The 12204-nt window shown below is 58.5% G+C and carries 15 protein-coding genes; 8 read left to right on the plus strand and 7 right to left on the minus strand.

Annotated features, from left to right (window positions below; genetic code table 11):
* Positions 1-122 precede the first annotated feature (122 nt).
* From B3C38_RS04485 to pepE, 4 genes are all read right to left on the minus strand, one after another.
* Entirely contained in the window at positions 123-1349 is a 1227-nt protein-coding gene (locus B3C38_RS04485) for a 3-deoxy-D-manno-octulosonic acid transferase (RefSeq protein WP_022332841.1), read from the minus strand.
* A 133-nt stretch (positions 1350-1482) separates the two neighbouring features.
* Positions 1483-1848, minus strand: coding sequence for a YraN family protein (locus B3C38_RS04490; protein WP_022332842.1), 366 nt, complete (start codon positions 1846-1848; stop codon positions 1483-1485).
* 5 nt (positions 1849-1853) lie between these two features.
* Positions 1854-2696 (minus strand): prephenate dehydrogenase, encoded by an 843-nt coding sequence (locus B3C38_RS04495; protein WP_286725760.1) that lies wholly within the window; start codon positions 2694-2696, stop codon positions 1854-1856.
* A 53-nt stretch (positions 2697-2749) separates the two neighbouring features.
* Entirely contained in the window at positions 2750-3451 is a 702-nt protein-coding gene (gene pepE, locus B3C38_RS04500) for a dipeptidase PepE (protein WP_055211019.1), read from the minus strand.
* A gap of 178 nt (positions 3452-3629) precedes the next feature.
* On the opposite strand from pepE, the gene B3C38_RS04505 reads away from it, so the two are divergent.
* The 8 genes from B3C38_RS04505 to def all read left to right on the plus strand — a co-directional run bounded on the left by B3C38_RS04505 (position 3630) and on the right by def (position 9824).
* On the plus strand, positions 3630-3866 hold the full coding sequence (locus B3C38_RS04505; RefSeq protein ID WP_018694937.1) for an acyl carrier protein: 237 nt from the start codon (positions 3630-3632) through the stop codon (positions 3864-3866).
* Positions 3867-3908: 42 nt separating this feature from the next.
* Positions 3909-5156: a beta-ketoacyl-ACP synthase II gene (gene fabF / locus B3C38_RS04510; protein WP_286725766.1), complete on the plus strand. Its 1248-nt coding sequence runs from the start codon at positions 3909-3911 to the stop codon at positions 5154-5156.
* 97 nt (positions 5157-5253) lie between these two features.
* On the plus strand, positions 5254-5952 hold the full coding sequence (gene rnc, locus B3C38_RS04515) for a ribonuclease III (protein WP_055203730.1): 699 nt from the start codon (positions 5254-5256) through the stop codon (positions 5950-5952).
* A gap of 147 nt (positions 5953-6099) precedes the next feature.
* Positions 6100-6732: a JAB domain-containing protein gene (locus B3C38_RS04520; RefSeq protein WP_022332847.1), complete on the plus strand. Its 633-nt coding sequence runs from the start codon at positions 6100-6102 to the stop codon at positions 6730-6732.
* Positions 6733-7148: 416 nt separating this feature from the next.
* The gene (locus B3C38_RS04525) at positions 7149-8693 is read left to right on the plus strand and encodes a glycine--tRNA ligase (RefSeq protein ID WP_117506924.1); all 1545 of its coding nucleotides are present in this window, start codon (positions 7149-7151) and stop codon (positions 8691-8693) included.
* Between the two features lie 10 nt (positions 8694-8703).
* Entirely contained in the window at positions 8704-8865 is a 162-nt protein-coding gene (locus B3C38_RS04530; RefSeq protein ID WP_156326287.1) for a hypothetical protein, read from the plus strand.
* A gap of 3 nt (positions 8866-8868) precedes the next feature.
* Positions 8869-9282, plus strand: a complete 414-nt coding sequence (ruvX, locus tag B3C38_RS04535) for a Holliday junction resolvase RuvX (protein ID WP_018694944.1) — start codon at positions 8869-8871, stop codon at positions 9280-9282.
* Positions 9279-9824: a peptide deformylase gene (gene def, locus B3C38_RS04540; RefSeq protein ID WP_018694945.1), complete on the plus strand. Its 546-nt coding sequence runs from the start codon at positions 9279-9281 to the stop codon at positions 9822-9824. Before ruvX ends, def begins: the two co-directional genes overlap by 4 nt.
* A gap of 293 nt (positions 9825-10117) precedes the next feature.
* Here def and B3C38_RS04545 read toward each other — a convergent pair whose 3' ends face one another.
* From B3C38_RS04545 to B3C38_RS04555, 3 genes are all read right to left on the minus strand, one after another.
* Positions 10118-10648, minus strand: coding sequence for an outer membrane beta-barrel protein (locus B3C38_RS04545; RefSeq protein WP_055211021.1), 531 nt, complete (start codon positions 10646-10648; stop codon positions 10118-10120).
* Between the two features lie 302 nt (positions 10649-10950).
* A complete protein-coding gene (locus tag B3C38_RS04550) occupies positions 10951-11439 on the minus strand; it encodes an outer membrane beta-barrel protein (RefSeq protein WP_022332850.1) in 489 nt (162 codons plus the stop codon).
* A 188-nt stretch (positions 11440-11627) separates the two neighbouring features.
* Positions 11628-12204: putative PEP-binding protein (locus B3C38_RS04555; protein WP_349677381.1), on the minus strand; the 577-nt coding region annotated here is incomplete at its 5' end.

A 12204-nucleotide genomic window follows, 5' to 3' on the forward strand; every position in this document is an offset into this window, starting at 1 on the left:
GCTTTTCCGCGGCTTTTCCGCGGCCTTTCCGCGGCCTTTCCGCGGCCTTTCCGTGGCCTTTCCGTGGCTTTTTTCGCGGCCTTTCCGGGGGGGGCCACCGATAGTCCCCTCTTTGGGGACGGCTAATGGAAGATGGTCTTGACGATGATGTTCGTGGCGCCCTGGTGACGGGTGGTGTAGTCTTTGGCTATACGGCTTGTTTTCTGCAGGAAATCCTCGTTGTCGCGCAAGGGGATGAACCACGTGCGCAGTTCGTCGTAGTTTTTCACCGGACGGGCAGCGCCGAGCGTCACCAGGTCGCGTGCCTCCTTGAATTTCGCGTAGTTGGGGCCGAATGCCACCGGAAGCCCGAATGTCGCCGCTTCGAGCGTGTTGTGTATCCCCACGCCGAACCCGCCGCCGATATAGCTCCACGTCGCGTAGCCGTAGACCGACGCCAGGATCCCCACCGTGTCGAGGATCAGCAGTTGCTTCGACCCGTAGGCCGTGTGGGGCGTGCACTGCGTGTAGCGGAGCGTCCCGCCCTTGGCCTCGGCCGCGAGGCGTGCCATGCGGCCTTCGTCCATCTCGTGCGGAGCCACGATGAATTTCACGTCGGGGTTGTCGTTTATCAGGCGGATCAGCAGCTCTTCGTCCGGGTTCCAGGTCGAACCCGCCACGAAGAGGCGTTTGTCCCCCTTGAACCGGTCTATGATGTCGATATGTTTGGCTGCGGCGGCGATTTCGGCCACGCGGTCGAAACGCGTGTCGCCCGCTACGATCACGTTGTCGAAGCCCAGCCCGGCCAGCAGCTTTTTCGACTCCTCGTTCTGCACGAACATCACGTCGAAGGACTCCAGCGCCTGCCTCCACATGCCGCCGTAGGGGCGGAAGAAGATCGAGTTGCGGCGGAAGATGGCCGAGACGATATAGGTGCGCACCTTGCGGCGGCGCAGGTCGCGCAGCAGGTTAAGCCAGAATTCGTATTTTACGAAGATTGCGATTTCGGGATGCGCCGCATCGAGGAACCGGCGGGCGTTGCGCGGCGTGTCGATCGGCAGGTAGAAGATGTAATCCACGCCCTGGTAATTCTTGCGGACTTCGTAGCCCGAAGGCGAGAAGAACGTGAGCAGGATCTTGTATTCGGGATGGGTCTTGCGGATGCGTTCGATGATGGGGCGCCCCTGTTCGAATTCGCCGAGCGACGCGACGTGCACCCAGACGATGCGGTCGGTCGGGTCGATGGTCTCGGCCATGCGTTTATAGAGGTCTTTGCGCCCGTCTATCCATAGCCGTGCCTTCGGATGCCTCGGTGCGACCAGCCGGATGAGCCACACATAGAGTGTCAGACCGAAATTATATAACCACATCGGTGTTTACGGTTTGCGGTGTTGAAATACTATACGTTAACGTTCGCCGGGCGGGCCCGGGTTTTCCGGCCCTGTACGCAGGGCTTTCATTTTCAGTGCGACAAAGGTAGTATAATTTGTCGGAAATGCAAAATTACCAGTTGTATTCCATCGCCTGCTCCACCAGGCGTACCTCCATGTGCCCGTCGGGCATCACGTCCACGGCCGCCAGGTCGAACTGCGCCTCGTCCTGCCCGCCCGTTGCGGCCAGGTAACGCACGGCCGCCCGCGTCAGTGCGCGGAACTTCTGCGGCGTGACGGCAGCCTCGGGCGGCGTCAGGGAGCCGGCCCTGCGGGTCTTGACCTCCACGAAATGCACGATCCCCGCCTTGCGGGCCACGATGTCCAGTTCGTAGCGGCCGCTGCGCCAGTTGAGGGCGCAGATTTCATACCCCGCACGGCGGAGGTACTCCGCCGCGGCCCGTTCGCCCGCACGTCCCGTTTCGGCCGTCGTACTCATGCCTGTCAGTGGATGATGCGCTGGATCGAGTTGGCCCGGTCGAAGGCGGCCTTCAGCCCTTCGGCGTCGTCGCGCTCGATCATCCGGCGCATGATCTGCAACTGGTGGATATGCTCGCGCAGCACGTCCAGCAGGTTGTATTTGTTGCGCAGCATGATCGGCACCCACGTGGCGGCCGAGCTCTTGGCCAGCCGCACGGTGCTCTCGAACCCGCCGCCCGCCAGGTCGAAGATGTGCCGCTCCTCGCGTTCCTTCTCGAGCACGGTCAGCGCCAGCGCGAACGAGGTGATGTGGGAGATGTGCGACACATAGGCCGCATGCAGGTCGTGCTCCTCGGCGTCCATGTAGACGGCGGGTGCCTCCAGCGTGCGGAAGATCCGCTCGGCCATCGCCAGCGCGTCGGGGTCGCTCCGCTCCACTTCGCACAATACGACGTTGCGCCCCGTGAAGGCGCCGTGCTGTGCGGCGCGCGGCCCGCTGTATTCGGTGCCCCACATCGGATGGGCGGCTACGAAGCGCCCGCGGCGGGCGTGCATCGAGATAACTTCGCACAATTCGGCCTTGATGGAACCCAAATCCATCACCACCTGGCTGCCGTTTACGCGGTTGAGGGCTTTTACGGCCATCAGGGGAATTGTATCGACAGGGGTGGCCAGCACCACGAGGTCGGCCTGTGGGATGCCCTCTTCGAACGCCACGATGCGGTCGGCCAGCCCGAGCCGCAGTGCCTCGGCGGCGTTACCCTCCGAACTCTCGACACCGAGTATTTCGTCCGCGATGCCGCGGTCGCGCAACGCGAGGGCAAAAGAGCCGCCTATGAGGCCCATGCCCGCTATCAGAACTTTCATACCTATTTATATAAATATTTTTGATTGCGGCCAGAAGCGCTTCCGGCCGGGGATTAGAGCAGGAACGACAGGTCGCTGCCCGGTTGTACTTCGAAGGGCTCCATGCCCTTGCGGAACATGCGCATCGGGCGCTTGCCGATCAGTTCGAGTTTCCCCTCCGCATGGCGGAGCATGCACCCTTCGCGCAGCCCGGCGACCCAGCGCCGCGGGTTGGCCTCGATGTATTCGAGGATGCGCTGCTCGCGCGTCTCTCCGGCGTGCCCCTCGGGGTTGGCGTCGAGGTAGTGGGGGTTTATCTGGAACTTTACGGCTCCGACAGCCCTGAACGACTGCGGCTCGACGATGGGCATGTCGTTTGTGGTGCAGATGGTGGGACATGCCACGTTGCTGCCCGCCGACCAGCCGACATAGGGAGTCCCGGCCTTGATTTTACGCAGGATGGCAGCCATAAGCCCCTGCTCCTGCATCTTTTTTGCCAGCGCGAAGGTGTTGCCGCCCCCGACGCACAGGGCTTCCGCCTCGCGTACCATGCGCGCAGGGTCTTTGGCCCGGTGTACCGAGCGCACGCGGATACCCAGCTCCGAGAAGCGTGCCTGCACCTTTTTTTCGTACTCGGCGTAGGAAAATGTCACGGCGGCATAGGGGACGAATACGATTTCGCTGACGCCCTGCAGGAAACGCCCGATTTCGGGCATCGGATAGCGGAGGTATTCCTCTCCGGCGTTGGTCGAATTCGAGATTAGAAGCAATTTCATAAGCCTATGGTTTTGAATCGGTTAATTTGAAAAATGTGCTAAATGTCGAAAAAGTTGTGAATAAAAAAAAAGTCTGTTTTGTCAAAAGTAATAAAAAAAGTGTTACTTTTGCGCAAAATTACCCCGGAAATACGAAAGAACTATTTCCAAATAATTGTTTAACTAAAAAATTAAAATTATGTCAGAAGTTCAATCAAAAGTTGTCGAGATCATCGTCGACAAACTGGGTGTCAAGGAATCGGAGGTTGTACCCGAAGCAAGCTTCACCAACCATCTGGGTGCTGATTCGCTCGACACCGTAGAATTGATCATGGAGTTCGAGAAGGCTTTCGATATCCAGATTCCGGACGAGGACGCTGAGAAGATCGCTACCGTTGGCGACGCTATCAAGTATATCGAAGAGCACAAGAAATAATTTATAAAAAGAGCTTTCACAGCCTCTTATAGCCTTAAATTTATGACAGAAAGAAGAGTAGTTGTTACGGGCATCGGTACGATCAACCCGCTCGGTAATAATATTGAAGAGTATTTTTCGAATTTGGAGAAGGGAGTCAGCGGTGCCGCACCGATTACTCATTTCGATGCAGAGAAGTTTAAGACGAAGTTTGCTTGTGAAGTAAAGAATTACGACTCGAACCTCTATTTCGACCGTAAGGAAGTACGCAAGTACGACCTTTTCACCCAGTATGCCCTGATCGCGGCCACGCAGGCCGTCGAGGATTCGGCGCTCGACCTCGAGACCGTCGACAAGGAGCAGGTGGGTGTGATCTGGAGTTCGGGCATCGGAGGAATCAAATCTTTCTTCGATGAGTGTCTGGGCTGGGCCGCAGGGGATGGAACCCCGCGGTTTAGCCCGTTCTTTATTCCCCGCATGATCTCCGACATCGCCGCCGGCTTCATCTCCATGAAGTACGGCTTCATGGGGCCGAACTACTGCACGGTGTCTGCGTGCGCATCTTCGAACCACGGTATGATCGCCGCGTTCGACGCCATCCGCTACGGGAAGGCCGACGTGATGGTGGCCGGAGGCTCCGAAGCTGCGGTCAACGAGCCGAGTGTCGGCGGGTTCAACTCCATGCAGGCGCTCTCCACGCGCAACGACGACCCGCAGCACGCTTCGCGTCCGTTCGACAAGGATCGCGACGGTTTTGTGATCGGCGAAGGCGCCGGTGCCCTGATCTTCGAGGAGTATGAACATGCCAAGGCCCGCGGTGCCAAGATCTACTGCGAGATCATCGGCGGCGGCGCTTCTGCCGACGCTTACCACTTCACCGCCCCCCATCCCGAAGGAAAGGGTGCCATGAAGTCGATGCGCGACGCCATCAAGGACGCCGGCATCAAACCCGAAGATATCGATTATGTGAATGTCCACGGTACCTCGACCCCCGCGGGCGACATCCCCGAACTGAAGGCTGTCGCCGGTGTGTTGGGCGACCACGTTTATAACGTCAATATCTCTTCCACCAAGTCGATGACCGGTCACCTGCTGGGTGCTGCCGGAGCTGCCGAGGCCCTGGCCTGCATCTTCGCCATCACGCACGGCGTGATTCCCCCGACCATCAACTGCGACAACCTCGACCCGGAGATCGACCCGAACCTGAACCTCACGCTGAACAAGGCGCAGAAGCGCGAAGTGAGGTGTGCCCTGAGCAATACGTTCGGTTTCGGCGGACATAACTCCACGGTCATTTTCCGTAAGATCTGATTACCCTAAAACCGTCCGGGCCGTGTTCGATTTCATACTGCGCCCCCTTAGAAGGAATTTCGGGCGGGATAAGGCGTATTATAAGGTTGTCGATGATATGTTCGGGTTTATCCCGAACAACATCGAACTTTACAAGCTGGCTTTGATTCACAAGTCAGCTTCTTTGGTTCTGGAGGACGGGCGCCCGATCAACAACGAGCGGCTCGAATTCCTGGGCGACGCCGTGATAGAGGCCGTTACCTCGGACTACCTTTTCATCGAATATCCCGACCGGGACGAGGGGTTCCTCACGCAGCTGCGGTCGAAGATCGTGTCGAGGCAGTCGCTCAACGAGTTGGCCGTGAAAATCGGCCTGGATCGGCATGTCATCTCGAACGCCAGTACGAGCATTACCCAGAAACACATCTACGGCGATGCCTTCGAAGCGATGATAGGCGCCGTTTACCTCGACCAGGGATATGAGTTCACCAACCGGCTGCTGATCAACCGAATTTATTTCCAGGCCCTGAACCTCGACGAACTGACCGAGTCGGAGACCGACTTCAAGAGCCGGCTGATCGAGTGGTGCCAGAAAAACCACCTCAAGATCGTATTCCGCACGGGCAACGACAAGGAGTACTCCTCGAACCACCCCGTATTTTACTCCACGGTGCTGGTCGACGGCATAGAGGTGGGGCACGGCTCGGGCGAATCGAAGAAAGAGGCCGAGCAGCATGCCGCATTCTCCGTGGCGGAGTACATGACCGACGAGCAGTGCGCGTCGCTGCTGGACAGGGTCGACCGGCTGACGCAATAACTTTCGGTTATAATCCGGTGCCGGCGGAAAGCCCGGCTGATGCCCTGGGCCGGCCGGATGCTTACGATATGCGGCTCGATTTTGTGACCGATAACTTTTCCGCATACTGCGCGATATAGACCCGATTTCCTGCCTGATATTTTCCCTATGAAGACGATTACCGATAAGATGACGGCGAGGGGCGTCGAATCCCTCAGCGATGCGGAGTTGCTGGCCGTGCTGACCGATGACGAACAGACGGCCGGGGCGTTGCTTGCGGCCTGCGGAGGGGCGCTCGCGCGTATCGGGTCGGAAGATGCAGCCCGCCTGCGGATGGTCGGCGGGTTGGGGCTCAGGCGTGCCCGCCTGCTGCTTGCTGCCGCCGAGTTCGGCCGCCGCGTCGCGGCGTCGCGGGCTGCGGAAGCGGATGTCATTGCGACGAGCGACGACGTGGTGGCGCTGTTCCGCCCGCAGCTGGAAACGCTTGCCTATGAGGAGTGTTGGGCGGTTTACCTCACCTCTTCCAACCGCATCATCGAGCGCCAGCGCATAAGCCAGGGCGGGGTGCAGGGAACGGTCGTCGACCATAGGCTGGTTGTTAAACGGGCGTTGGAACTGCTCGCCACACAGCTGGTGCTGATTCACAACCACCCTTCGGGGGCTGCGGCGCCCAGTCCGCAGGACAAGGTGCTCACCGAGCGTGTCGCACAGGCTGCGGCGTTGTTCGACATCCGGCTGTTGGATCACATAATCATAGCGCGCGAAGGCGATTTCTCGTTCCTGCGCGCCGGGCTGGTGTAGCACTATTTCTTACTTCCGGCATTGCCGCATATTGCTATGATAGCGATGGCAATGAGCGCAATCAGAAGTTTCATCGTTCCCGTCATTTGTTTGGGTCGTTTCGTCGGGGCGGGACGCAAAAGCGCGGACTCGATCCTACATCCACGGCAGAGGTATTGGACGACCCGAACGGTAGAATGGTAGAATATGCCCGCGCTGAAAAACAGCGAGAGCATCAACCTTCGTTCCTTACCGTCCGGGAAAGTGTCCAATTTTCTGCCGGAAGAAAAAAGCCGATGCACTTTTTTTGTCTCTTATGTCGGCGGCCCATGGCAGGCCGCCGTGGCAAATATAGAAATAAATTCGCTACGGAAAGACGTAGTTCCCAATTATTTTGTACTTTTGTAATTCGGAAAATAATTTAAAAACAAGATAAAATGACGCAGGAAGAACTTTTCAAAAAACTGGTGGCGCACTGCAAGGAGTACGGGTTCGTATTCCCCTCGAGCGAGATATACGACGGGCTCGGCGCCGTCTACGACTACGGCCAGAACGGCGTGGAGCTGAAGAATAACATCAAGCGTTATTGGTGGGATTCGATGGTCAAGCTGCACGAGAATATCGTGGGGCTGGATGCCGCGATCTTCATGCATCCCCGCACGTGGGAGGCTTCGGGCCATGTCGGTGCGTTCAACGACCCGCTGATCGACAACAAGGACTCGAAGAAGCGTTACCGCGCTGACGTGCTGATCGAAGACTGGCTGGCCAAGCAGGATGAAAAGGTCGAAAAAGAGGTCGAGAAGGCCCGCAAGCGCTTCGGGGAGTCGTTCGACGAGGAGAAGTACCGCGAGACTTCGCCCCGTGTGGCCGAAACCCTCGCCAAGCGCGACGAGGTGCACAAGCGTTTCGTGGCCGCCCAGAACGCCAATGACCTGAATGAACTGCGTCAGATCATCGTCGACTGCGAGATCGTGTGCCCGATTTCGGGTACGCGCAACTGGACGGAGGTGCGCCAGTTCAACCTGATGTTCTCGACCCAGATGGGCTCGACGTCCGAGGGTGCCAATACGATCTACCTGCGTCCCGAGACGGCACAGGGTATCTTCGTCAATTTCCTGAACGTGCAGAAGACCGGCCGCATGAAACTGCCGTTCGGAATCGCGCAGATCGGAAAGGCGTTCCGCAACGAGATCGTGGCCCGCCAGTTCATCTTCCGCATGCGCGAATTCGAGCAGATGGAGATGCAGTTCTTCGTACGTCCCGGCGAGGAGATGAAGTGGTGGCAGCAGTGGAAGGAGACCCGTATGGCCTGGCACCGTGCACTGGGCTTCGGCGACGACCGCTACCGTTTCCACGACCACGACAAACTGGCGCACTATGCCAATGCCGCGACCGACATCGAATACAACTTCCCGTTCGGTTTCAAGGAGGTCGAGGGCATCCATTCGCGTACGGATTTCGACCTGGGCAACCACCAGAAATTCTCGGGCAAGAAGATCCAGTATTTCGACCCGGAAACAGGCGAGAGCTACGTACCCTATGTCGTCGAGACCTCGATCGGTGTCGACCGCATGTTCCTGCAGGTAATGTCGGCGGCTTACACCGAGGAGCAGCTCGATGGCGGCGATTCGCGCGTCGTGCTCCGTTTGCCGGCTGCGCTGGCGCCCGTGAAGGTGGCCGTGCTGCCGCTGGTGAAGAAAGACGGCATGCCCGAGGTGGCGCAGCGGATCGTCGACGACCTCAAATACGATTACAACGTCGTTTACGACGAGAAGGATTCCGTCGGCAAGCGCTACCGCCGCCAGGATGCCATCGGTACGCCGTTCTGCGTGACCGTCGACGGGCAGACGCTCGAGGACGGCACCGTGACGGTGCGCCACCGCGATACGATGGAGCAGGAGCGCGTCATGATCGAGTCGCTGCCTTCGCTCGTCGAAGAGGAGTGCTCGTACCGCAAGCTGTTCCGGAAAATGAACCTGTAGCGGGGCGATTATGGGCCGGTTCAATATTTTCGATTCCGACAGCATCGTCGAGGGTGAAAAACGGCGTTTCCCCTGGTGGGCGCTGCTGCTTTGCCTGGCGGCCGGAATGCTGGCCGGCTGGCTGCTGAGGAACTACTGTTATATGGGCGGCGAATCCGGCCCGAACCTTTAGTGCGTGGGACGGATACTTGCCATAGACTACGGGACGAAGCGCACGGGGATTGCCGTGAGCGATCCGCTGCGTCTGATCGCCGGGGGGCTCGATACGGTCGATACGAAGGGACTTGAGGCGTGGCTGGCAAAATATTTCGCCTCGGAGGACGTTAGTACCATCGTGGTGGGAAAGCCCTCGCGCATGGACGGCACGCCTTCGGAAACGTGGCGTTTCATCGAGCCGCTGGCCGTGCGCCTGCGGAAGGCCTGGCCCGACAAGGAGGTCGTCTTCCACGACGAGCGTTTCACCTCGGTGATGGCGCACCGCACGATGCTCGAAAGCGGTATCGGCAAGATGGCGCGCCGGGACAAGGCGCTGGTGGACAAGATCTCGGCCACGATTATTTTACAGAGTTATATGGAGTTTAACAAATGATTTATCCGATAGTAATTTATGGTTCGGACGTGCTGCGCAAGCCCTGCGAGCGGATCACGCCCGATTATCCCGAGGTGAAGAAACTCGTGGAAGATATGTTCCTGACGCTCGGCGAAGCCGAGGGCGTCGGACTGGCAGCACCGCAGATCGGCAAGAATATCCGCCTTTTTATCGTCGATTGTACACCCTGGGGCGAGGACGACCCGGAGTGCGCCGACTACAAGCGCGCCTTTATCAACCCCGAGATCTATGCCTTGTCGGAGGAAAAGAAGACCTACAACGAGGGATGCCTCTCGTTCCCCGGCATCCATGCCGACGTGCCCCGCTCGCTGGCGATCCGGATGCGTTATATGGACGAGGATTTCGTCGAGCACGACGAGGAGTTCCACGGGCTGAAGGCCTGGGTCATCCAGCACGAATACGACCACATCGAGGGCATCGTCTTCACCGACCGGATTTCGCCCCTGCGCCGCAACCTGCTGAAAGGAAAGCTGATGAACCTGGCAAAGGGCAAATACCGCTGCGCGTATAAGACCAAATAACCCGTATGCCGGGGCCATGCGTCCGCGGGATCGGCCTGTCGCCTGTGCAGCAGGTTGCGTCCGGCGGGAAAGCTGTTCCGGCCTTGCCATGGCAAACGGGACGTTCGTCCCGGCTGCTGCCTCGCAGCGGCACAGCCCCGGGGAGCCGGCGGTTTTGCCGCATGACGAAACGGGAAAGGCTGCCTGACAAGTTCCTCAAAACAATTCACCCCTGCCGAGATTGCTCTGGCGGGGGTGAAATCGTAAATAACGGACTTGTCAGGCAGACCCTTCTACGTCGGGAACTGCTCTTGTCAGAACCTGTATGCTGCGCCTACGAAGACGACGAGCGGATTGCTGCGGCCGCTGTCGAACATGGGCTCGTATTTCAGACCTGCGGAGATGTTCCAGCGGCGCGCGACGTTGAAGTCGAAACCACCGCCGACGCTCATGCCGAATGCCCAGTCCTTGATGTCATTGGCGACAACGCCCACCTGGGGATAGACGCCCCACCAGTCGGCGATGCGGAATACGTAGTGGGCGTCGAAATTGATGTCGACCGAACTGTCCTTTTCCGTCAGGACATAGATCGACGGTTCGATACGCCAGTGGGAATCGAAACTGTACCGGTAGTAAGCACCGATCCCGACGGATGCGTCGCCCGTATTGGTATAGAAGTTCACGCGCGGGCCCACGGCGCTGCGGTAATTGTCCGGCGTGCTGCGGTAATTGCCTGCCTGGGCCGCATTGCGGTTGTTGTCACGGGTGTTGCGGTAGTTGTTGTCCTGGGCGGACGCCGTCCAGGCAAACAATGCCGCGGTTGCGATCAGAAGAATTTTTTTCATGGCTTTTAGTTTAATTTTATATGAATAATCAAGTGGTTGTCAATTAGTCACAGGATCCCATCCCGGCTGGGGACGACCTCTCCGATGCGCTGCCTTGTCGCCTGAACGACGTACAACACTCGTGCCGTGATATGTGTTTTTCGGATTTTGCGGATCACACTTTTGCAACTTCCGCCGTCGCTTCCTGTATCCGGCGGAAGCTATTCAGCCGGCACGGGATAGCCGGGATCGGGGCTGCGGACATGAAAAATCCCGGCACTTACGAATAAGTGCCGGGATTTTGTTTCCTCTCGGGATGGGGCTTAGAACCTGTACGTCGCGCCGATATTGATAACGATGGGGTTCCTGCGCTTCACAAAGCCGGGTACATAATCCTTGGCGGTCTGGATCATCCATTTGAAGCCGGCCGAAACGTCCCAGTTGCGGGTGATCGAGAAGTCCGCGCCGCCGCCGAGGTTGATACCGCACGACCAGTCGCCGATGTCGTTGGCGCTGATACCTGCCAGCGGATAGATATGCCAGTCGGGGGCGATGTTGAACAGGTATTGTACGTCGGCGCTGATATCCACCGAGCAATCCGTCTTGCAAAGGGCCAGGATACTGGGAGCTACACGCCAGTTGTCGGTGATGCTGTACTGTCCGGCCGCACCGATACCGAAGATGGCTCCGTCGGCACCCGCATTCGTGTATACCCCGATTTTGGGGCCAACTCCCCAGTCGCCCTTGTACTGTGCCGAAACCGTCGTTACTGCTAAAAGCACGACGATCACCGTAAGAAAAATCTTTTTCATGTCTGTTGCTTTAATTTAACAAAAGTTGCGAATAATACTGTTTGCCAGAACAAATATACAAAACTTATCCGCCACGGCAAAAATTTTTCAACGAACCGGACTTTTTTGTCGCTAAAAACGAAAGCCCGCGGCATGCACGCCGCAGGCTTTCGCTGGTATGGGTGTTCCGGCGGTTGCCGGGTGAAGGCTTATTTCTCCTTGAGGGCTGCGTGGGCGGCCGCCAGGCGTGCGATGGGCACGCGGAACGGCGAGCAGCTCACGTAGTTCAGGCCCGCGTAGTGGCAGAATTCGACCGACGAAGGTTCGCCGCCGTGCTCGCCGCAGATGCCGCACTTGAGCATCGGGCGCTTGCCGCGGCCCTTGAATACGGCCTCGCGGATCAGCTGTCCCACGCCGTTCTGGTCGAGGATCTGGAACGGGTCGTTCTTCAGGATGCCCTTGTCGAGGTAGATCGGCAGGAACTTGCCGATGTCGTCGCGCGAGAAGCCCAGCGTCATCTGCGTCAGGTCGTTGGTGCCGAACGAGAAGAACTCGGCGACCTCGGCAATTTGGTGGGCGGTCACGGCTGCGCGGGGAACCTCGATCATCGTGCCGACCATGTAGTCGATCTTGTCGTTGCGCTCCGAGAATACCTGTTCGGCCGTCGAGTCGATGATGCCTTTCTGGTAGCGCAGCTCCTTGTGGTTGCCCACGAGCGGAACCATGATCTCGACGTGCACGGGGATGCCCTGCGCACGGACATTCATGGCCGCCTCGATGATGGCG

The organism is Alistipes sp. UBA1686 (assembly GCF_002320215.1).
In the GTDB taxonomy this organism is placed as follows: Bacteria; Bacteroidota; Bacteroidia; order Bacteroidales; family Rikenellaceae; genus Alistipes; species Alistipes onderdonkii.